This window comes from Pseudomonas sp. P135 (genome assembly GCF_020312125.1).
In the GTDB taxonomy this organism is placed as follows: domain Bacteria; phylum Pseudomonadota; class Gammaproteobacteria; order Pseudomonadales; family Pseudomonadaceae; genus Aquipseudomonas; species Aquipseudomonas fragariae.
This window is the reverse complement of record NZ_JAGPYR010000001.1, coordinates 544,248-566,634: the sequence shown is the minus strand read 5'-3', so window position 1 is coordinate 566,634 and position 22,387 is coordinate 544,248. Positions and strand designations below refer to the sequence as shown.

At 58.5% G+C, this 22,387-nt stretch carries 18 protein-coding genes and 1 pseudogene; 15 read left to right on the top strand and 4 right to left on the bottom strand.

The features are described 5' to 3' along the window. Positions 1-388 precede the first annotated feature (388 nt). Together KBY08_RS02455 and purT are read left to right on the top strand one after the other, a co-directional pair. Complete coding sequence (locus KBY08_RS02455) at positions 389-856, top strand: preQ0 transporter (protein WP_003391204.1); 468 nt, start codon at positions 389-391, stop codon at positions 854-856. A gap of 103 nt (positions 857-959) precedes the next feature. Beyond that, positions 960-2,141 (top strand): formate-dependent phosphoribosylglycinamide formyltransferase, encoded by a 1,182-nt coding sequence (purT, locus tag KBY08_RS02450; protein ID WP_046269421.1) that lies wholly within the window; start codon positions 960-962, stop codon positions 2,139-2,141. 98 nt (positions 2,142-2,239) lie between these two features. Here the strand turns inward: purT and KBY08_RS02445 are convergent, their stop codons facing one another. From KBY08_RS02445 to KBY08_RS02435, 3 genes are all read right to left on the bottom strand, one after another. After that, on the bottom strand, positions 2,240-3,550 hold the full coding sequence (locus KBY08_RS02445) for an MFS transporter (protein WP_032656394.1): 1,311 nt from the start codon (positions 3,548-3,550) through the stop codon (positions 2,240-2,242). Positions 3,551-3,700: 150 nt separating this feature from the next. Then, complete coding sequence (locus tag KBY08_RS02440; protein ID WP_111522034.1) at positions 3,701-4,948, bottom strand: transporter associated domain-containing protein; 1,248 nt, start codon at positions 4,946-4,948, stop codon at positions 3,701-3,703. A 12-nt stretch (positions 4,949-4,960) separates the two neighbouring features. Then, positions 4,961-5,773 (bottom strand): inner membrane protein YpjD, encoded by an 813-nt coding sequence (locus KBY08_RS02435; protein ID WP_004406400.1) that lies wholly within the window; start codon positions 5,771-5,773, stop codon positions 4,961-4,963. 213 nt (positions 5,774-5,986) lie between these two features. Here KBY08_RS02435 and ffh point away from each other — a divergent pair, with 213 nt between their 5' ends. The 13 genes and pseudogenes from ffh (at position 5,987) to KBY08_RS02370 (ending at position 21,473) form a co-directional block, all read left to right on the top strand. Then, positions 5,987-7,363 (top strand): signal recognition particle protein, encoded by a 1,377-nt coding sequence (gene ffh / locus KBY08_RS02430; protein ID WP_004406399.1) that lies wholly within the window; start codon positions 5,987-5,989, stop codon positions 7,361-7,363. 248 nt (positions 7,364-7,611) lie between these two features. After that, on the top strand, positions 7,612-7,869 hold the full coding sequence (rpsP, locus tag KBY08_RS02425; RefSeq protein WP_002552521.1) for a 30S ribosomal protein S16: 258 nt from the start codon (positions 7,612-7,614) through the stop codon (positions 7,867-7,869). Between the two features lie 5 nt (positions 7,870-7,874). Further along, positions 7,875-8,414, top strand: a complete 540-nt coding sequence (gene rimM / locus KBY08_RS02420; protein ID WP_004406396.1) for a ribosome maturation factor RimM — start codon at positions 7,875-7,877, stop codon at positions 8,412-8,414. Between the two features lie 5 nt (positions 8,415-8,419). Further along, on the top strand, positions 8,420-9,172 hold the full coding sequence (gene trmD / locus KBY08_RS02415) for a tRNA (guanosine(37)-N1)-methyltransferase TrmD (protein WP_002552523.1): 753 nt from the start codon (positions 8,420-8,422) through the stop codon (positions 9,170-9,172). Positions 9,173-9,216: 44 nt separating this feature from the next. After that, complete coding sequence (gene rplS / locus KBY08_RS02410) at positions 9,217-9,567, top strand: 50S ribosomal protein L19 (RefSeq protein WP_002552524.1); 351 nt, start codon at positions 9,217-9,219, stop codon at positions 9,565-9,567. Positions 9,568-9,670: 103 nt separating this feature from the next. Beyond that, positions 9,671-10,567: a site-specific tyrosine recombinase XerD gene (gene xerD / locus KBY08_RS02405; RefSeq protein WP_032656396.1), complete on the top strand. Its 897-nt coding sequence runs from the start codon at positions 9,671-9,673 to the stop codon at positions 10,565-10,567. A 142-nt stretch (positions 10,568-10,709) separates the two neighbouring features. Then, positions 10,710-11,293, top strand: a pseudogene (locus tag KBY08_RS02400) (hypothetical protein). Positions 11,294-11,693: 400 nt separating this feature from the next. After that, positions 11,694-12,419, top strand: coding sequence for a hypothetical protein (locus KBY08_RS02395; RefSeq protein ID WP_111522032.1), 726 nt, complete (start codon positions 11,694-11,696; stop codon positions 12,417-12,419). Positions 12,420-12,633: 214 nt separating this feature from the next. Further along, a complete protein-coding gene (gene dsbC / locus KBY08_RS02390; protein WP_004406382.1) occupies positions 12,634-13,374 on the top strand; it encodes a bifunctional protein-disulfide isomerase/oxidoreductase DsbC in 741 nt (246 codons plus the stop codon). Positions 13,375-13,510: 136 nt separating this feature from the next. After that, a complete protein-coding gene (locus tag KBY08_RS02385) occupies positions 13,511-14,815 on the top strand; it encodes a homoserine dehydrogenase (RefSeq protein WP_004406381.1) in 1,305 nt (434 codons plus the stop codon). Between the two features lie 104 nt (positions 14,816-14,919). Next, on the top strand, positions 14,920-16,329 hold the full coding sequence (gene thrC / locus KBY08_RS02380) for a threonine synthase (RefSeq protein ID WP_004406380.1): 1,410 nt from the start codon (positions 14,920-14,922) through the stop codon (positions 16,327-16,329). A 183-nt stretch (positions 16,330-16,512) separates the two neighbouring features. After that, a complete protein-coding gene (locus KBY08_RS02375) occupies positions 16,513-20,079 on the top strand; it encodes a transporter substrate-binding domain-containing protein (protein ID WP_177410914.1) in 3,567 nt (1,188 codons plus the stop codon). A 71-nt stretch (positions 20,080-20,150) separates the two neighbouring features. Next, on the top strand, positions 20,151-21,473 hold the full coding sequence (locus KBY08_RS02370) for an EAL domain-containing protein (protein ID WP_024639876.1): 1,323 nt from the start codon (positions 20,151-20,153) through the stop codon (positions 21,471-21,473). Here KBY08_RS02370 and KBY08_RS02365 read toward each other — a convergent pair. Continuing rightward, positions 21,446-22,108 (bottom strand): response regulator, encoded by a 663-nt coding sequence (locus KBY08_RS02365; RefSeq protein WP_024639877.1) that lies wholly within the window; start codon positions 22,106-22,108, stop codon positions 21,446-21,448. The two genes, KBY08_RS02370 and KBY08_RS02365, sit on opposite strands and share 28 nt — an antisense overlap. Positions 22,109-22,387 lie beyond the last annotated feature (279 nt).

Genomic DNA, 22,387 nt, shown 5'->3' with positions numbered 1-22,387 from the left:
CTCCTACAGGTTATCCGCGAGCTTTTGTAGGAGCGAACTTGTTAGCGAAGAGGGCGGTGCAGTCGATGCATTTCCTGCGTCAGGAATAGCCCTTTCGCGAACAAGTTCACTCCTACAGGGGGTATCCGCGAGCTTTTGTAGGAGCGAACTTGTTCGCGAAGAGGGCGGTGCAGTCGATGCATTTCCTGCGTCAGGAATAGTGCTTTCGCGAACAAGTTCGCTCCTACAGGTTATCCGCGAGCTTTTGTAGGAGCGAACTTGTTCGCGAAGGGGGCGGTGCAGTCGATGCATTTCCTGCGTCAGGAATAATGCTTTCGTTTTCGCTTGGGCGCGGCTCTTGTCCGCGTTTGCTATCATTGCCGCTCGCTTGCACAGGCCCAAACCCTCCATGCTTTTCCTGATCGCCTACATCAGCAGTGTCGTGCTGATCAACTTCGCCTTTTCCAGTGCGCCGCACCTGGACATGATCTGGTCTGCCTGGGGCGGGTTGGTGTTCGTGTTGCGGGACATGGTGCAGATTCGCTTTGGCCATGGTGCGATCATTGCCATGCTGGTGGCGCTGGTCCTGTCCTATGTCACCAGCGACCCCACCATTGCCTTGGCCAGCGCCACGGCGTTTGCGGTTTCCGAATGCATTGACTGGCTGGTGTTCAGCATTACCAGACGCCCGTTGCGTGATCGGTTGTGGATCAGCTCGGCACTCAGCATTCCGCTGGATACCTTTATCTTCTTCGGCATGATCGACGCCCTGACGGCGCCGGTCGTGCTCACCGCGCTGGCATCGAAGTTCGCTGGCGTGACCATTGTCTGGATGATCATGGCCTGGCGGGCGCGCAACAGTGCGTGTCCAGGCTGAGCGCCCATTTGCCGGGGCTTCGTGGTAAATTGCGCGCCTTTCTTCACAGCGGTTGCTTGCATACGGCGGGCAGCCCTCGACATCTGCTTCACGAGGACCTGAGATGACTCAAATCGGAACTCCACTGTCGCCCACCGCGACGCGCGTACTGTTTTGCGGTAGCGGCGAACTGGGCAAGGAAGTCGTGATCGAGCTGCAGCGCCTAGGCGTTGAAGTGATCGCTGTTGACCGTTACGAGAACGCGCCAGCCATGCAGGTCGCTCATCGCAGCCATGTGATCAACATGCTCGACGGTGCGGCACTGCGCGCAGTCATCGAGGCCGAGAAGCCGCACTTCATCGTTCCGGAAATCGAAGCCATCGCCACCGCAACGCTGGTCGAGCTCGAGGCCGAAGGCTTCACCGTGATCCCGACCGCGCGCGCCGCGCAACTGACCATGAACCGCGAAGGCATTCGTCGTCTGGCAGCTGAAGAGCTGAAGCTGCCGACCTCGCCTTACCACTTTGCCGACACCTTCGAGGCGTACAGCAAGGCGGTCGAAGACCTCGGTTTCCCGTGTGTGGTCAAGCCGGTCATGAGTTCTTCGGGCAAAGGGCAGAGCCTGCTCAAGAGCACCGATGACGTGCAGAAAGCCTGGGATTACGCGCAAGAGGGTGGTCGCGCTGGTAAAGGGCGTGTCATCGTCGAAGGGTTCATCGACTTCGATTACGAAATCACCCTGCTGACCGTGCGTCACATCGGTGGCACCACGTTCTGCGCGCCGGTTGGGCATCGTCAGGAAAAGGGCGACTATCAGGAGTCCTGGCAGCCGCAGGCCATGAGCCCGGTTGCGCTGGCAGAGTCCGAGCGTGTTGCCAAGGCGGTGACCGAGGCATTGGGTGGGCGCGGGATGTTTGGCGTCGAACTGTTCATCAAGGGCGATCAGGTGTGGTTCAGCGAAGTCTCGCCGCGCCCGCACGACACCGGTTTGGTGACGCTGATTTCTCAGGACCTGTCGCAGTTTGCCCTGCACGCGCGCGCGATTCTGGGGCTGCCGATTCCGTTGATCCGTCAGTTCGGCCCTTCGGCTTCGGCAGTGATCCTGGTCGAAGGCCAGTCCACGCAAACCGCTTTCGCCAACCTCGGCGCTGCGCTGGCCGAGCCTGATACCGCATTGCGTCTGTTCGGCAAGCCGGAAGTCAACGGTCAGCGGCGCATGGGCGTTGCCCTGGCGCGTGACGAGTCCATCGAAGCCGCTCGGGCCAAAGCGACCCGGGCATCGCAGGCGGTAAACGTAAAGCTGTAGGGGCGCAGCGGTAAGCCTCAAGGCTCAAGCTGCAAGAAAGAGCACCACGCTTCTTCTTGCAGCTTGCAGCTTGCAGCTTGCAGCTTGCAGCTTGCAGCTCAAAGCTCTCTATCTCTCGTCTCTTTCAGGCTCAACACCGCCAGCACGCTGATCAGCGCTGCAGCAGACACATACCCGCCCACCCAGCTCAGGCCACCCATCGCCACCAGTTTCTGGGCGAAGAAGGGGGCGACCGACGCTCCGACGATTCCGCCCAGGTTGTAGGCCGCCGATGCGCCGGTGTAGCGAACCTGTGTCGGGAACAGCTCCGGTAGCAGCGCACCCATCGGCGCGAACGTGATGCCCATCAGAAACAGTTCGATGCACAGAAACAGCGCCACAGCCCAGGTGCTGCCGTGGGTCAACAGTGGCTCCATGGTAAAACCTGACAGGATCGCCAGCACGCCTCCCGCAATCAGCACCGGCTTGCGCCCGAAGCGATCGCTCGCCAATGCGGCCAGTGGTGTGGCCGCTGCCATGAACAGCACCGCAAAGCACAACAACCCCAGGAACGTTTCACGGGTATAGCCCAGCGTGGCCACGCCGTAGCTCAACGAGAACACCGTCGAGATATAAAACAGCGCGTAGCAGACCACCATCGAAGCCGCACCGAGCAGCATGGGTTTCCAGTGCTGGCTGAAGGTTTCCACGATGGGCAGGCTGACCCGTTGGTGGCGAGCCATGGCCTTGGCGAACACGGGCGTCTCTTCCAGCTTCAGGCGCACGTACAGCCCGACCATGACCAGTACGGCGCTGAGCAGAAAGGGAATCCGCCAGCCCCACGCGCGGAACTGCTCGTCATCGAGGGTCATGGCCAGCGCCAGAAACAGGCCGTTGGCGGCGAGAAAGCCGATCGAAGGGCCCAGTTGCGGAAACATGCCGAACCAGGCGCGCTTGCCTTTCGGGGCATTCTCGGTCGCCAACAGCGCCGCGCCACCCCATTCGCCACCCAGGCCAAGCCCCTGACCGAAACGCAGCACACACAACAGAATCGGCGCCCACGCCCCGATCGTCGCGTAGCCGGGCAATACGCCGATCAGCGTGGTGCAGATCCCCATCAACAGCAGCGAGGCCACCAGGGTCGACTTGCGCCCGATCCGGTCACCGAAGTGACCGAACAGCGCCGACCCCAGAGGGCGAGCGAGAAAGGCGATGCCGAAGGTCAGAAATGACGACAGCATCTGGGCGGTGCCCGAGGTCTGTGGAAAGAATACCGGACCGATCACCAGGGCGGCGGCGGTGGCATACACGTAAAAGTCGTAGAACTCGATGGCCGTGCCGATAAAGCTGGCCGTGGCGACGCGGGTCGTCGAATTCACCGGCTTTGCGTGCGCGTCGTGATCTTCGCGAGAGAGCGGGGTGCTGGTCATGCGGATTTCCTGACAGTCGACTCGCCGGTCGGCATCGACCGTATTCCGGCAAGCGTGCATTTATTGTGATTGTGGGTGCGGCGTCGAGCAGAGTAACCCGAATGGGTCGAGAGGCAAGGGCGGTTCAGGAATCTATTTGAACGCAGACAGCTATTTGAAAGTGCGGACCAGCGTGTTCTGCCACATGGCGACACGCTTGACGCGGTTGTCCTCGGTTTCGAGGATTTCCAGCCGGTAAGGCCCTATTTTCAAGCACACCGGAGCGTCCGGGATGGTTTCCAGTGCCTCGGTAACCAGTCCGTTGACGGTTTTCGGGCCGTCTGACGGCAGGTGCCAGCCAAGGCTCTTGTTCAAATCGCGGATGGACGCTGCGCCTTCGACTTCGAGACGCCCGTCGTCCTGTTGTTTGACGTGCGGGTTATCCAGCCGCTGCTCGCTTTCGAACTCGCCGACAATCTCTTCGAGAATATCCTCGAGGGTAACGATGCCCAGCACTTCCCCGTATTCATCGACCACCACGCCGAGACGCCGCTGCTGTTTGTGGAAATTCAGCAGCTGCAACTGCAGCGGGGTGCTTTCCGGTACGAAATAAGGCTCGTAGCAGACCGCCAGCAACTGCTCCTTGGTCAAAGTGCCCTTGGGCAGCAGGTGGCTGATGTCTCGGGTATTGATGACGCCTTGTACCTGATTGATATCGTTGTGATAGACCGGCAGGCGCGTGTGCCGTGAAATGATCAGACGCTCGATGATCATTTCCATGGGGTCATCAAGGTTGACGCCATCCACTTCGTTGCGCGGGATCAGGATGTCATTGACGGTAATGCTGTCCAGCGCACGAATGCCTGACAGCACGCTGGCACGCGGAGAGTATTCCTGGGCGGCATCGTTGCGCGGAGTATTTTGCGTGTCGTCTTCGAAGTCCTGATCCTGCTGCTGTACGGCGCGAGACAGGAAGGGACGCAGCAGTGTCTTGGCCAGAACATTGAACACGTAGGCCAGCGGCCAGATGATCTTCATCGGGATGCGCAGCACACCGTTGCCCAGCAGCAGCGTCGAGACAGGGTGGCGGTTCGCCAGGCGGCGCGGCATGTATTCGGCGAAGACCAGCATGATGCTCACGGTAGCGAGCCATGCCACGGTCGGACCGTTGTAGAGCCAGTAATTGGCGGCGATCAGCGTTGCGATCACGCTGATCAGTACTCGGATCAGCGTATTGCCCAGAATCACGCTGTTCAGGTTGAAGGCCAGTTCGGGGAGCGGCGCCGACTTTTCCGGGCGGCTGGCAGAGCGCATCGCCTTGACTTGATGATGAGCGGCTTCGACCGCAGTCAGCAGGCCGGCCCACAGCAGCAGTAGGGCGAGGACTCCGAGCAACGGGCCCAGGGGCAGATTATCCATGATCAGGGCCCGTCAGATGTGCAGGATGAATTCGCGTACCAGCTTGCTGCCGAAATAGGCGAGCATCAGCAGGCAGAAACCGCCCAGCGTCCAGCGAATGGCCTTGTGTCCACGCCATCCAAGGCGGTTACGCCCCCACAGCAGCACACTGAACACTATCCAGGCCAGACAGGCCAGCAGGGTCTTGTGCACCAGATGCTGGGCAAACAGGTTTTCGACGAACAGCCAGCCGGAAATCAGCGACAGCGAGAGCAACGACCAGCCAGCCCACAGAAAGCCGAACAGCAGACTTTCCATGGTTTGCAGCGGCGGGAAGTTCTTGATCAGCCCGGAAGGGTGCTTGTGCTTGAGGCGGTAGTCCTGCAACAGCAACAGCAGCGCCTGGAATGCAGCAATGGTAAACATCCCGTAAGCCAGCAGAGAGAGCAGGATATGGCTGAGGATGCCGGGCTCTTCCATGATCGGCTGCACAGTGCCGCTAGGGGCGAACTGGGCGAGCAGTACAGTGACCATCCCTAAAGGGAACAACAACACCAGCAGGTTTTCCACCGGGATGCGCGATGTGGCGATCAGGGTGACGACGATCACCGACGCCGCGATAAGGCTGGCCGAATTGAAGAAGTCCAGACCAAGACCGACGGAATGCGTCAATTGGGAAAACAGACCAATGGCATGTGCGATGACCGCCAACGCTCCAAGCAGGCAAAGCAGCCGCTTGTCGGGCTTGACGGCCTGGCTCAGACGCAGGCTCTGATAGACGGTCGCAGCGGCATAAATGATGGCGGCGGCGAGGCTGGGAAGCAGGCTGGGTGGCAAAGGGGACATAGATCCTGATGGACGGGCCTGAAAAGACGCTGAGTTTGGCATAGAACCGGCAAATCACGAAAGACCACAGAAGCAGTCTGCGTGGTGTCCGTGCGACGGAGTCTTCGCTATAATCCGCGACCTGCTCAAGCCGCAGGCTCGCCGAGCGCCATTTCTGCATTACGGGCCGGGCCGCATCAACCGGGGTTCGACGAGAGCCTGAAAGGATCGCGCATGTTTGAAAATCTGACTGACCGCCTCTCGCAGACGCTGCGCCATGTTACTGGCAAGGCCAAGCTGAACGAGGACAACATCAAAGATACCTTGCGCGAAGTGCGTATGGCGTTGCTCGAAGCCGACGTCGCCTTGCCGGTGGTCAAAGACTTCGTCAATAACGTCAAGGAACGCGCCGTCGGCACCGAGGTGTCGCGCAGCCTGACGCCAGGTCAGGCGTTCGTGAAGATCGTCCAGGCCGAACTCGAAAGCCTGATGGGCGCCGCCAACGAAGACCTGGTGCTCAATGTCACGCCGCCTGCCGTCATCCTCATGGCGGGTTTGCAGGGCGCGGGCAAGACCACCACTGCCGGCAAGCTGGCGCGCTTCCTTAAAGAGCGCAAGAAGAAAACCGTAATGGTGGTGTCGGTCGACGTTTACCGTCCCGCAGCCATCAAACAGCTCGAAACCCTGGCCAACGACATCGGCGTGACGTTCTTCGCCTCCGACATCAGCCAGAAGCCGGTGGACATCGCCCAGGCGGCCATTAAAGAAGCCAGGCTCAAGTTCATTGACGTGGTCATCGTCGACACCGCCGGTCGTTTGCACGTCGATGTCGAGATGATGGGCGAGATCCAGGCGCTGCATGCGGCGGTCAAGCCGGCCGAGACGCTGTTCGTGGTCGATGCCATGACCGGCCAGGATGCGGCCAACACCGCCAAGGCCTTCGGTGATGCACTGCCGCTGACCGGTGTGATCCTTACCAAGGTCGACGGTGATGCCCGCGGTGGTGCGGCGCTGTCGGTGCGTGCCATTACCGGCAAGCCGATCAAGTTCATCGGCATGGGCGAGAAGAGCGAGGCGCTGGAGCCGTTTCACCCGGACCGCATCGCCTCACGCATCCTCGGCATGGGCGATGTGCTCAGCCTTATCGAGCAGGCCGAACAGACTCTCGACAAGGACAAGGCTGACAAGCTGGCGAAAAAGCTCAAGAAGGGCAAGGGCTTCGACCTCGAAGACTTCCGCGACCAGCTGCAGCAGATGAAGAACATGGGTGGCCTTGGCGGCCTGATGGACAAACTGCCGAGCATCGGCGGCGTCAACCTGTCGCAGATGGGCAACGCCCAGGGCGCAGCGGAAAAACAGTTCAAGCAGATGGAAGCCATCATCAACTCGATGACCCCTGCCGAGCGCCGTGATCCGGATCTGGTCAGCGGTTCGCGCAAGCGCCGCATTGCCATGGGTTCGGGCACTCAGGTTCAGGACATCGGGCGTCTGATCAAGCAGCACAAGCAGATGCAGAAGATGATGAAGAAATTCTCCGCCAAGGGCGGAATGGCCAAAATGATGCGCGGCATGGGGGGAATGTTCCCCGGCGGCGGCATGCCAAAAATGTAATTGCGTCGCGTGCAAGACGCTTTGCACGCTTCCCATCTGGGGGGGTGACCCCCAGTCAGCCCGCGCTATGCGGGCTTTTACCGGCTGTCATACCGACAGCTCCCTCGCAAATCTGGAAGGCATGCCGATAGGCGCCGGAAAAAGACATTTGCAAAAGTCGGGATATTCCTTAGAATATGCGGCCTTTCGGGCACCTATGCCCGCTGTGCATCTTAGATTTGCAGCACCGACTACAGGAACGATGTTCAATGCTAACCATCCGTCTTGCCCTTGGCGGCTCCAAAAAGCGCCCGTTTTACCACCTGACCGTAACCGACAGCCGCAACGCTCGTGACGGTTCCCACAAGGAACAGGTTGGTTTCTTCAACCCGGTTGCCCGTGGTCAGGAAATCCGTCTGTCCGTTAACGAAGAACGCGTCAACTACTGGTTGAGCGTGGGTGCACAAACTTCCGAGCGCGTTGCCCAGCTGCTCAAAGAGCACAACAAGACCAAGGCCGCGGCCTGAGTCTTATGAACGCGACGCCTGCATCTGCCGACGATCTGATCGTCATTGGCAAGATTTACTCGGTTCATGGCGTTCGCGGCGAAGTGAAGGTTTATTCCTTTACTGATCCGATTGGAAACCTGTTGGACTACAAAACCTGGACGCTTCGGCGCGAAGGCAGCGTTGATAAACAGGTGGAGCTGGTCAGCGGACGCTTGCAAAGCAAGTTTCTGGTCACAAAGCTCAAGGGTCTCGATGATCGTGAAGAAGCGCGTCTTCTGTCCGGTTACGAAATCTGCGTGCCGCGTAACCTGTTCCCTGATCTGGACGATGGTGAGTACTACTGGTACCAGCTTGAAGGCCTCAAGGTCATCGACCAACTCGGGCAACTGCTCGGGAAAATCGATCACCTGCTCGAAACCGGTTCGAACGATGTAATGGTTGTAAAGCCCTGCGCGGGTAGCCTGGATGATCGCGAACGCCTGTTGCCCTATACGGAGCAATGCGTGTTGGCAATCGATATGGCTGCTGGCGAGATGAAGGTGGATTGGGACGCGGACTTCTGAATGCCATGGCCAGCCTGCGCATAGAAGTCATCAGTCTGTTTCCCGAGATGTTTTCCGCCATCAGCGAATACGGCATTACCAGCCGTGCGGTGAAACAAGGGCTGTTGCAGCTCACTTGTTGGAATCCGCGGGATTACACCACTGATCGCCATCACACTGTGGATGATCGCCCATTTGGCGGTGGTCCGGGCATGGTGATGAAGATCAAGCCCCTTGAAGATGCTCTGGTTCAGGCCAGGCAAGCGGCAGGGGATGCGGCGAAGGTGATTTACCTGTCGCCACAAGGCCGCCAGCTGAATCAGTCTGCGGTACGCGAACTGGCGCAGGAGGAAGCGATTATTCTCATCGCCGGTCGTTATGAAGGCATTGACGAGCGTTTTATTGATGCTCATGTCGATGAAGAGTGGTCGATTGGTGACTATGTTCTTTCCGGTGGCGAGCTGCCGGCGATGGTCCTGATTGACGCGGTTACGCGGCTGCTGCCTGGAGCTTTAGGGCATGTGGACTCCGCGGAGGAAGATTCCTTCACGGACGGTCTGCTGGATTGCCCGCATTACACCCGACCTGAGGTGTATGCGGATCAGCGTGTTCCCGACGTGTTGCTAAGTGGCAATCACGCGCACATCCGGCGTTGGCGTTTACAGCAGTCCCTTGGGCGGACCTATGAACGACGCGCTGATCTTCTGGAAAGCCGCTCGCTTTCTGGAGAAGAGAAGAAGCTGCTGGCGGAATACATCCGCGAGCGGGACGATAGTTAACGTATCGATGGTCGATCCAGACGGATTACCTTAGGAGCACCAGCATGACTAACAAAATCATTCTTGCCCTCGAAGCAGAGCAGATGACCAAAGAGATCCCTACCTTTGCACCAGGCGACACCATTGTCGTCCAGGTTAAAGTGAAGGAAGGCGACCGCGCTCGTCTGCAAGCATTCGAAGGCGTTGTCATTGCCAAGCGTAACCGTGGCGTGAACAGTGCTTTCACTGTTCGTAAAATCTCCAACGGTGTTGGCGTTGAGCGTACTTTCCAGACTTACAGCCCGCAAATCGACAGCATGGCTGTGAAACGTCGCGGTGACGTTCGCAAGGCCAAACTGTACTACCTGCGTGACCTGTCCGGTAAAGCAGCGCGCATCAAGGAAAAACTGTCCTGATACAGTTTTTCGATGCATAAAAAAGGCAGCCTCAGGGCTGCCTTTTTGCTGCCTGCTGTTTGATGATTCACCCCTTGTCTACCAACACATGCACTGAGTAAACATGGCTGCCATCGACCACCCGCTGATTGACCGGTTTCTCGACGCGCTCTGGCTCGAAAAGGGCCTGTCCGATAATACCCGCGACTCATACCGCAGTGATCTGGCGCTGTTCAACGGCTGGCTGCAGGAGCGCAACGTTGACCTGATCAGTGCCGGGCGTGAAGTCATCCTCGATCATCTTGCCTGGCGCGTGGACAATGCCTATAAGCCACGCTCCACTGCGCGTTTTCTGTCCGGCGCACGTGGCTTCTACCGCTACTTGCTGCGCGAAAAGCTGATTGCCGTTGATCCCACCCTGCAGATTGACATGCCTCAATTGGGCAAACCGTTGCCCAAATCGCTTTCCGAAGCTGACGTCGAAGCATTGCTTGCTGCTCCCGACCTGAGCGAGCCCATCGGCGAGCGTGACCGCGCCATGCTTGAGGTGCTGTATGCCTGCGGTCTGCGCGTGACCGAATTGATCAGCCTGACCCTGGAACAGGTCAACTTGCGCCAGGGCGTGCTGCGCGTGATGGGCAAAGGCAGCAAGGAGCGACTGGTGCCCATGGGCGAAGAGTCCATCGTCTGGGTCGAGCGTTACCTGCGCGGTGCCCGCGACGAGTTGCTGGGCGGAAAGCCCAGCGACGTCCTGTTCCCCAGCACCCGTGGCGACCAGATGACCCGCCAGACCTTCTGGCACCGTATCAAGCATCAGGCGACGGTTGCGGGCATCGGCAAATCCCTGTCACCGCACACCCTGCGCCACGCCTTCGCCACCCATCTGCTCAATCACGGCGCCGACTTGCGTGTGGTGCAGATGTTGCTCGGGCACAGTGATCTCTCGACGACGCAGATCTACACCCATGTGGCGCGTGCGCGATTGCAGGAGATGCATGCCAGGCATCATCCGCGCGGTTAGTGGTCTGTTGATGGATTCGAGAGTCGGGTGGTGTTTTTATGAATGATTATTACCAATCGATCTACTGATGTATGCGCGCAGTGTCCGCAGGTAGCTAATATTCAGGTGAGGTTTCTAAAACTAATTATCAAGGATGATTGGCATGGACAGTGAAAAGAAAGCGCTTTCGTTTCTTGCAATTCTGGATCTTGCAGATGGAACAAAATTATCTTTTTCAAGACAGTGGAGCGGGGAACCAAAGTTGAGGGGCATGACTATCTGTGTGCGAGTTCCTTGGCTAGTCGCTCGATAGAAGTCTATTTCCGGGCGGGAAGTGACAGTGGATATGCTATGTTGTTTAAAGGGTTTGCACCGGACTTAACGTTACGTTACCAGCCACAACCCCTCGCTGAAAAGGCTATTGATCCGATGCAGGCCGCTGAGCAAGATTCGCCGATATACATAGGCGTCAATGCTGATGGGAGGGTCAATAAAACAACGAATGCCGCGATGGCTTATCTGGCGCAGATATCAGGTTATAAAAATATTGAGTTCTCGATTGACCGCACGGATGCTCAAGACGTTTATTTGAAGTCGTGGCGAAGCAAGAACTTCATGCAGACTTACAAACGTCAAGATTTTCCAGGCGGGTCATGGTTCGCCTGGATGACTGATTGCGACGGCACCGATGCGGTACTGAAGCTGACGATCATCAAGCGTTACAACGCAGACGGCTCGGTCAAATAGTAAGGCGCGGGTAAAGCGTTTGCCGGGCATGAGGGTTGTGACAGCCCCCATTCCGGTTTCGCCTGTCAAGGTGGGCACTCTTTTTTTCGACAGTGCCAACCTGTCCGCCGTTATAGACGTTTTCAGGTTTTGCTCCGGATTTTCGTTGCCGCCGGCTTAAATGCTGGTTGGCACCTTCAGTATGCTGCCCTGGCTGGTGCAGCCCCGGTATCAGCGGTTGCAGGGTATGCATGTGACGCATCATCCTCGAGGTTAATGTTCTGATGTCAGCGGCATGAAGGAGTGCGATGGTTTTTATGCCGGTTATTTTCAATCGTTATTGAGACGTGCGGGCGATGTTTCTTCGAACAACTACTATCAGGGTGAGGTTATCTGAAACTCATTATCAAGGATGATTGACATGTCTGACGAAAAAAAAGAGCGTTCATTTCTGGCGACGCTGGACCTCAAGGACGGTACCAAGCTGGGGTTTTCCAAAATTACTGTGGGAGGAAGCGATACGGAAGAGGTGGAGGAGCTGTGTGCCAATTCATTGCTCACACAATCGATCAAGATTCGCTTTGAACCCAATGATGAGGGTTACTACGTTATGTTTTTCAAAGGGTTTGCGGCGGCAGATAAAATACCTCATAAGACTAAATATTCGATGGGGCTCGTTCGGAAAATTCTCGATTCGCAGGTGGACTCAGGGCTAGAAGTGGACGTTAAATCTAACTCGTCGTCTGGCGTTGCCTTAAATACAGGCGTTACTTCAGGGGAATATTCAGAAGGCGGAGCGCTGCTGCAGGTAAACCAAATAACGGCCTCTCAATCCCCCGAGCCAGAGCCGCCCATTTACTTAGCCGTTAGCGACGGCGGTTGGGTCCATAAAACAAAAGAATCTGGATATGCTTATCTGGCCGGGATAGCAGATGGTGGAAGCAGTAAGTTCTCGATTGACCGCACGGATGCTCAAGACGTTTATTTGAAGTCGTGGCGAAGCAAGAACTTCATGCAGACTTACAAACGTCAAGATTTTCCAGGCGGGTCATGGTTCGCCTGGATGACTGATTGCGACGGCACCGATGCGCTACTGAAGCTGACGATCATCGAGCGCTACAACGCAGACGGCTCGGTCAAAAAGTAAGGCGCGGGTAAAGCGTTTGCCGGGGATAGGGGCTGTGACAGCCCTATCCCGATCTGCACAAGAAAAATCTGCAATTCATCAGGGAAACCTCCCGAATCATGACGGCCTGTCGGCCCCGCGAGCCTTATGTGGTAGGCTTTGCCGGTTTCGCCTATCAAGGCTGGCGCGCTTTTTTTCGACAGTTGCCAGCCTGTCCGCCGTCATAGGAGTTTTCATGCGTTTGCCACAGATTTTCGCTGCCGCGGCTTTGATGCTGGCCGGCACCTTCAGTATGTCTGCCCTGGCTGATGCAGCCCCCGATCAGGCTATCCGCAAGACGCTCGACTCGCTGGAATTGCAGCTGCCGGTCGAGAGTATCTCGCCGAGCCCGCTCAATGGCCTCTATGAAGTGAAGCTCAAGGGCGGCCGCGTCCTGTACGCCAGCGCCGACGGTCAGTTCGTGGTTCAGGGCTATCTGTTTCAGGTGCAGAACGGCAAGCCGGTCAACCTGACCGAGAAGACCGAACGTCTGGCCATTTCCAAGACCATCAACGCCATTCCTGCGTCCGAGATGGTGATCTATCCGGCGGTGGGCGAGACCAAGTCGCACATCACCGTATTCACCGACACGACCTGCCCGTATTGCCACAAGCTGCACGAAGAAGTCGGCCAGCTGAACAAGATGGGTGTCGAAGTCCGTTACCTGGCATTCCCGCGTCAGGGGCTTGGTTCTCCGGGTGACGAGCAGTTGCAGGCCGTGTGGTGTTCCAAGGATCGCAAGGGCGCGATGGACCGTATGGTCGATGGCAAGGACATCAAGGCCGCCAAATGCGACAATCCGGTCAGCAAGCAATATGAGCTCGGTCAGTCGATCGGCGTCAACGGCACGCCTGCGATTGTCCTCGCTGATGGTCAGGTGATTCCGGGTTATCAGCCTGCGGCTCAGGTTGCCAAGCTGGCATTGAGCGCCAAATAAACCGGTGTTTTCAGGCGCGCCTTGTGCAGACAGGGGGCAAGTGGCCGAAGTGTCGTCAAAATTTCAGCCGCATGGCGCCATGCGGCAGTTTTTCCACAGCCGATTCAGGTTCGGCTGTTTTTCGGGGAGTTCATCAGTGAAACCGGTCAAAGTAGGCATATGTGGGCTGGGTACTGTCGGTGGCGGTACCTTCAACGTACTTCAGCGTAACGCCGAGGAGATTGCCCGCCGTGCCGGGCGTGGAATCGAAGTGGCGCAAATTGCGGTTCGTACAGCAAATCCCAATTGCCAGATTACCGGTACGCCGACCACCAGCGATGTGTTTGCCATTGCGACCAACCCTGAAATCGACATCGTCGTAGAATTGATCGGCGGCTATACCGTCGCCCGCGAGCTGGTCCTCAAGGCCATCGAAAACGGCAAGCACGTGGTGACCGCCAACAAGGCGCTGATCGCGGTGCATGGCAACGAAATCTTCGCCAAGGCGCGTGAGAAGGGCGTGATCGTCGCTTTTGAAGCAGCGGTTGCCGGTGGCATCCCGGTCATCAAGGCCATTCGTGAAGGCCTGTCGGCGAACCGTATCAACTGGGTTGCGGGCATCATCAACGGCACCGGCAACTTCATCCTCACCGAAATGCGCGAGAAGGGCCGTACCTTTGCCGATGTTCTGGCCGAAGCTCAGGCCCTGGGTTATGCCGAAGCCGATCCGACCTTCGACGTTGAAGGTATCGACGCGGCGCACAAACTGACGATTCTGGCCTCCATTGCCTTCGGCATACCGCTGCAGTTCGACAAGGCCTACACCGAAGGCATTACCAAACTGACCACTGCAGACGTCAACTATGCCGAAGCACTGGGCTATCGCATCAAGCACCTGGGCGTTGCACGCAGCACGGCTCAAGGCATCGAACTGCGTGTACACCCGACCCTGATCCCGGCCGATCGCCTGATCGCCAACGTCAACGGCGTCATGAACGCCGTGATGGTCAATGGCGATGCGTCCGGCTCGACGCTGTTTTACGGCGCGGGTGCCGGTATGGAGCCTACCGCGTCTTCGGTGGTGGCCGATCTGGTCGATGTGGTCCGTGCGATGACCTCCGATCCGGAAAACCGGGTCCCTCATCTGGCCTTCCAGCCCGATTCGTTGTCCGCCCACCCGATTCTGCCGATCGAAGCCTGCGAAAGCGCCTACTACCTGCGCATTCAGGCCAAGGATCACCCGGGCGTGCTGGCTCAGGTCGCGAGCATCCTGTCCGAGCGCGGCATCAACATCGAATCGATCATGCAAAAGGATGTCGAAGAACATGATGGCCTGGTGCCGATGATCCTGTTGACCCACCGGGTAGTGGAGCAGCGTATCAATGACGCCATCCAGGCCCTGGAAGCGTTGCAGGATGTGGTGGGCCCGGTAGTCCGTATTCGCGTCGAACATCTTAATTAAGGCAGCGGCAAGCGGTCAGCTACAAGCTACAAGTCAGACGCCGATCGTTTTGGACTTGCAGCTTGCAGCTTGCAGCTTGCAGCTCGAACCGAAGGTTTGATCCCATGCGCTATATCAGTACTCGCGGGCAAGCGCCTGCATTGAATTTCGAAGACGTGCTGTTGACTGGTCTGGCCAGCGATGGTGGCCTCTACGTGCCGGAAAACCTGCCGCGCTTCACGCAGGAAGAGATCGCTTCCTGGGCAGGTCTGCCTTATCACGAACTCGCCTTCCGGGTGATGCGCCCCTTCGTGGCGGGCAGCATCCCGGATGCCGACTTCAAAAAGATTCTCGAAGAGACCTACGGCGTGTTTGCCCATAGCGCTGTTGCGCCGCTGCGCCAGCTGCATGGCAACGAGTGGGTACTCGAACTGTTCCATGGCCCGACGCTGGCGTTCAAGGACTTCGCACTGCAACTGCTCGGCCGCCTGCTCGACTATATTCTGGCCAAGCGTGGCCAGCGTGTCGTGATCATCGGCGCGACCTCGGGCGACACCGGTTCTGCGGCCATCGAAGGCTGCCGTCGCTGCGACAACGTCGACATCTTCATCCTGCACCCGAACAACCGGGTGTCCGATGTACAACGTCGGCAGATGACCACGCTCTTCGGCGACAACATTCATAACATCGCAGTCGAAGGCAACTTCGACGACTGCCAGGAAATGGTCAAGGCCAGCTTCGCTGATCAGAGCTTCCTGAAGGGCACTCCTCTGGTCGCGGTCAACTCGATCAACTGGGCGCGGATCATGGCTCAGATCGTCTACTACTTCCACGCGTCGCTGCAGTTGGGCGGACCTGCGCGTTCGGTGTCGTTCTCGGTGCCGACCGGTAATTTCGGCGACATCTTTGCCGGTTATCTGGCGCGCAACATGGGCCTGCCGATCAACCAGTTGATCGTTGCCACCAACCGCAACGACATCCTGCACCGCTTCATGAGCGGCAATCAGTACGTCAAGGAAACCCTGCACGCCACGCTGTCGCCTTCCATGGACATCATGGTGTCGTCCAACTTCGAGCGCCTGCTGTTCGACATGCACGGTCGCAACGGCGCTGCCATTGCCGAGTTGATGAGCACGTTCCGCCAGGGTGGCGGTTTCAGCGTCGAGGAAGAGCGCTGGACCGAGACCCGCAAACTGTTCGATTCGCTGGCGGTCAGTGACGAGGACACCTGCACGACCATCGCCGAAGTGTTCGCCAGCACTGGCGAGTTGCTCGACCCGCATACTGCTATCGGGGTGAAGGCTGCGCGCGAATGCCGGCGCAGTCTGGACACGCCGATGGTGATTCTGGGCACCGCGCATCCGGTCAAGTTTCCGGAAGCAGTTGAGAAAGCCGGTGTAGGAAAAGCGCTTGAACTACCTGCACATTTGTCTGATTTGTTCGAGCGCGACGAGCGCTGTACGGTTCTGCCAAATGACCTGAAAGCCATACAGGCGTTTGTCAGCCAGCACGGCAATCGCGGCAAACCGCTCTGACAGAAGCGTTGTGTAACAACTTTAGGCCCGCCATCTGGCGGGCCTTTCTGTTTCTACGTGCCAAACTTCGCTGGTTTTTCGAACCATAGAGTCGGGTCATTCGTAGTGAAGCAGGCAAGTATGCAAAGCGTAGTCAGGGAGACAGGCAGCACATCGAGATGCCGCGCATGGCGCCGGGTGTGGATGTTGCTGGCGCTGGTTTTTGCCGGGGCAGCCAATGCGGCGCAAAGCCTGCCGTTTTCACTGACAGCTCCTTTTGTGGCTTCAGCGGATATGGTTCTCGAAGATCAGGACCGGGCCTGGCTCGATCAGCGCAAGGTGCTTCAGGTCGGCATTGCGATCGCAGACTACGAACCGATCGACATCACCAGTGACCGCAACCGTTATCAGGGCATCAGTGCCGACTATCTGGGGCTGGTCAGCGACCAGTTGAACCTCCCGGTGCAGGTCACCGGTTTTGCCAAGCGTGACGAGGCTATCGAGGCGCTGCGCGACGGCAAGATAGATCTGCTGACCAGTGCCAATGGTTTCGAACGGGGTGTGAAAGGACTGTCCTTCTCAACCGAATACATGCCCGATCGATCGGTAGTGGTTGGCCGCGGCAACGATCTGAGCCCGTCGTCGAGCCTGGCCGGCAAGAAGGTCGTACTGCTTGATGGCTATGCCGATTCGGACGTGCTGCACCGCATTTATCCTGACAGCCAGATCATTATTGCGCCTAACCTCTACAGTGCTCTGGAAGCCCTGAGTCAGGGTGAAGTGGACGTGTTCATCGGTAACGAAGTCATCGTCCGTACCTACACTGCCCTGCGGCCCTATCTCGGTTTGCAGATCAAATTCGAAAGTCGTCTGCCCCCGGTGGGGTTTTCCTTTGCGGTCAGGGATGATGAGCAGCGCTTGCTGAACTTCATCAATCGGGCCCTGGACAGCATCGCACCTTCGACCAGTCGTGAAGTGCTCGGCCGCTGGACCATGGGGCTGGGCGCCGACGTGGAAGGACAACGCATTCGCCTCACCAGTGCCGAGCGACGCTGGCTGCTCAAGCATCCGAGTGTGACCATCGCGACCGTGCAGCACCCACCGTATATCTACAAAGACAATAACGGCCACTGGGTAGGGTTGAACGCAGATGTGCTGTCACGTATCTCGCGCATGACCGGCTTGCAGTTCGTCCATCAGGAATCACTTTCCACGCAGCAGAGCATCGACATGCTGAGCGCCGGCCAGGCCGACATGAACACCACGCTCGCGGAAAATACCGAGCGCCGAAGGTTTCTGGACTTTACCTATTCGTTCGGCGGCAATAGCTGGATGTTCGTGGTGCGCTCCGACCACTCGTCCCGCATATCGCTCGACAGTCTGGCCGGGAAAGTACTGGCACTGCCGGCCAGGCATGCGCTCGAAGACCTGATCAGGCGCGAACACCCCTTGATCCAGCTGCGGCTGGTCAATACCTATGATCAGGCTCGCGCGCTGGTGGAAAGTGGTGCTGCCGACGCGACCATTCAGAATGAAGTGGGGGCCTACCTGTTTCCGTCCGGAGAATTGAAGGTCGCCAGAAGTGTTGAAGGTCAATGGTCACCCGACAGATTTTCAGTGATCAAGACCCAGCCCGAACTGCTGGGGATTCTGAACAAGGCGCTGGAGGAGTTCCCGGTGGCCGAATTGCGCTCGATCCGTCTGAAGTGGCTGGGATCGGCGCTGCCTCAGCCGTCGCTCTGGGCGCGCATACCGCCGTGGGTATTCTGGGTGGTGTCCCTGGCGCTGCTGACCGGGCTGGTGTCGCTGACCTGGAGCAGTCGCCTCAAGGTGCAGATTCGCCAGCGGCAAAGGGCGCAAAGACAGCTCAATGATCAACTGGCCTTCAAGCACGCGCTGCTCGACGGTATCCCCAATCCGATCTATGTGCGCGATCTCAAAGGGCGCCTGATTTCCTGCAACCGCAGCTACGAGCAGAGTCTGGGCATCAGTTTCGAACAGATGAATGGCCGACGCCTCACGGACGTCAATCTGATTCCGCGTGCGTTGGCCGAGCAGATGCATACCGATTACCTCAATCTGCTGGAAAATCATCAGCCGGTCTTTTCCGATCGCACCATCGAACTGCCTGGCAAACGTATGGATGTCTGGCAATGGACGGTGCCTTTCTTCGCCGCCGATGGTCAGCTGCAGGGGCTGCTCGGCGGCTGGATCGATATCACCGAACGCAAGCAACTGGAACAGCAGCTTCAGGAAGCCATGCGACTGGCCGCTCAGGCCAACGAGGCAAAAAGCGCTTTTCTGGCCAGCATGAGCCATGAAATTCGTACGCCGATGGGGGCAATCATTGGCTTGCTGGAACTGGAATGCGAACAGGCCTTGCGCTTGGGCACGATGCCGTCGCAAGGCCTGCAAGTGGCTCACCGCTCGGCTACGGAGCTGGTCGCGCTGATTGGCGAAAGTCTTGATCTGGCCAGAATCGAAGCGGGCGGCATGCAGTTGTCACTGGCTGTCACCTCCCTGCAAGGGCTTTTCGACGGTGTGATCGAGCTTTTTTCCGCACAGGCTCGGGAAAAGGGGGTGGAGCTACGCCTGGAACTCTCCGCGCAGGCGCGCGGCGACTACTGGCTGGATCCCTTGAGGTTGCGTCAGGTGTTGCACAATGTGCTGGGCAACGCCTTGAAGTTCACCCGTCAAGGTGCGGTGGTCGTGAGGCTCGATGTGACCAGCGATTCGCCTGACTCCACGCATGTGCGCATTGGTATCCAGGACAGTGGCGAAGGTATCGATCCGCAGCGTCAGCAGCAGGTATTTCAACCTTTCACTCAGGCGAACGACGACACGGCCGCACACTACGGGGGCAGCGGGCTGGGGTTGAGCATCACCCGGCAACTGGTGGCGCTGATGAAGGGCGATATCAGCCTGCACAGCGAGCCGGGCAAGGGGACCCTGGTTACCATCGACCTGCCGTTGACCAGGGTGAGCGAGCCGGTTTTGCCAGCGGACGATGTGACGGATGCGCCTGTCGACACGCGTAGTCTTCATCTGTTGGTGGTCGATGACATGTCCGCCAATCGCCTGGTATTGACCCGCCAGCTGGAGTTTCTTGGCCATCAGGTAACGGCTGTCGAAGATGGCAAGGCGGCGTTGTCGAATTGGTGTGAAGGGGCGTTCGATGCGGTCATCACCGATTGCAATATGCCGGGTATCAGCGGCTACGCGTTGACCCAGGCCATTCGCCAGATCGAAGAGAAAGAGCAGCGTCAGCGCTGCCCGGTGATTGGCTGTACCGCCAACGCGATGAGTGACGAGGCGGCACGTTGCGAGCAGGCAGGCATGGACGGCCTGCTGATCAAGCCGCTGTCACTGGCGCGTCTGGCCCAAGAGCTGGCGGATCGGGTACGCGAGCCGACGTTCGACATCGGCACGCTGCAAGCCATGACTCAGGCCAACCCGCAACAAATGCAACGGTTGCTGAGCGAGTTATGGAAGAACCTCAGGCATGAGCACGCGTTGCTGGAGCCCGCAGTGTCGGCCAATGACTGGAAGACCCTGGGCGCCTGTCTGCATCGGCTCAAGGGCGCGGCGAGTCTGGTCGACGCTGTGCCGCTCGCCAAGGCGTGTGCCGCGCTGGACGACAGTGTACGGCTGCAGAGCGCAGCCAGGCTGGCCGAACGCTGGCAGGTACTGGAAGTGGCCATGACCGGTCTGCGCGCGGATATCGAATTGCAACTGGTGGCCGTGCCCGAGACCGCGGTGCCAGGCGCTTGAATCCTGCGGAAAACCTGTGGCGTGTTTAGGACATGTCCTATGGGGCGGGTCTGCGGGACGAGCTACAGTTAATGCTATCCCGGGCCGATGGCTCTGACTCCGCAGGCGTGATCGTGCACTCACTCAAGGTTCTTATTCTCGAAGACCATCCCTTCCAGCTGATGGCTCTGCATCAGATGCTCAACGCCAATCAAGTGTTCGATGTGCTGGTGGCCGACAGCGTCGAGGTCGCCAGGCTTTCCCTGCAAACCCGCGGTCCTGTCGACATCGCGATCTGCGACCTGCAGATGGAAGGGCCTGATGGTCTGGAACTGATCCGCTTCATGGCTGAGAACGGCCTGGCGCGAGCGCTGATCATTGTCAGCTGTTCCGCCGCCTGCGTGCTGGAAGGGGCCGCGCAGCTGGCGCTCGCCCAAGGTCTGAATGTTCTGGGGTATGTGCAGAAACCTGCTTCCGCCGGGGCATTGTACGAGCTGCTCGAGGCGTATGGGCCCGGCCGCTCGGACTGTATAGAGCAGGCATCGCCGGGCAGCGCGTTCAGAGCTCTTTCCGCCATCGAATTGTTTGACCCGACAGGCAGCGGACCGATAGACGTGGCGTCCATTGCCGAACAATGGATCACCTACTTTCAACCCAAGGTCAGTCTGCAGGGCGAGTTGCTGGGGGCCGAAGCGTTGGTTCGCTGGCAGCATCCGGTGTATGGCCTGCTGGCCCCCGGGCGATTCATCGAGGCCATCGAGGCTGAAGGGCTGACCGTTGCGTTGACCTGGCGGGTGCTGGATCAGGCCCTGCAGTTCTCTGCGCAGGTCATGCGCGAGCAGGGCGAGCCGCTGTCGGTTGCCGTCAACATTGATCCACAAGTGCTGCAACAACTGGATTTCGCCGAGCAGATCACGCAGGCGCTTGCCCGTCATGGCGTGCCGGCCACCGCGCTGACCCTGGAAATTATCGAGCAGGACGCCGCACGGCCGGAAACCTGGCAGCTCGAAGGCCTGCTGAGGTTGTGCATGCAGGGTTGCAAGTTGTCCATCGATGACTTTGGCATGGGCGCTTCGAATATGGACCGGCTTCTGCAATTACCTTTCAGCGAACTGAAAATACCGACCGAGTTCGTGCGCGGCATGGCCGACGACGCGCGTAAATCGGCGGTAGTGGCCGGTGCCTTGCTCATGGCGCAGCGGCTGTCGATGTCGGTCGTGGTTGAAGGGGTCGAGACGATTGAAGACGTCCACAGTCTGCTGGCGCTGGGCGATCCGGCCATTCAAGGGTATTTCATTGCGCGCCCGATGCCTGCCTCGGCGTTCATGCGCTGGATGGCTGAGCATGATAGCAGCCACCTGCACGCCGTTTCGAAGGACGACCGGCCTCAGGACATGCCGCTTTCCTGCAAATAAATGAACAGGGCTGCGTCATTGGCCAGTCCGAGCTTGCGCATGGCGGCGACTTTCTGGGCGCTGACGGTCTGTTTGCTGCGATTGAGTTGCGCAGCGATCTGGCCAACCGTATGGCCGGCCGAGAGCAGGCGTAACACCTCAAGTTCCCGCGGCGACAAGCGATCTGCCGGCACAAGTGTGTCGTGTCCGTGCTGCCGGGCCTCTCTGAGTACCCTGCGTACGGATTGGGCGACGAAAAGCTCACCGCGCCTGACCCCCTGGATGGCAGCAGGCAGTTCTCCGGCAAGGCTGGCCTTGCTCAACAGACCCCGGACATCCAGGTCAAGCATGGACTGAAACAGTCCGGCATTGCTCAGGGTCGTGACAACGATCACCGGCAGCGCCGGAAAGTCCCGGCGGATGCGCTGCAGCAGACGCAGGCCATCGTTCTGCCGTTCAACGGGCATCATGAAGTCAGTCACCAGCACATCGCAGGCGTGGCGTTCGAGTACCTGAAGCAGTTCGTCCGGATTGCAGGCCTCGGCGACGACGCTGGCCAGATTGTTCTGCTCCAGTACGACCCGCAGGCCGATGAGAAAAATCGGGTGGTCATCAGCCACGATGACCCGCAACGGGCGATCAGCGGAATCGCTCAAGAGGTGGCTCCGTGAAAAAGGCTATACGGGTATTGCATGCGATAGAGGTGTTTAACGCAGTGATCAAGAGCATAGGCACCTTGTAGGACGCGTAGCGGAATTATGTTGGATTCTTCCTACAAGCTGACTTTCTGTTGTCATCGGCGTCCGGTTTTTTCCTTGTCACATTCAACAGGCATGCTCGAAATGACAGACAGGTGCTGCGATCTGGCGATAGAAAGAACTTTCTGCTGTCGCCGATGGTCATTGGTTAGCACCTTTGCATTCAAACTGTTGAGT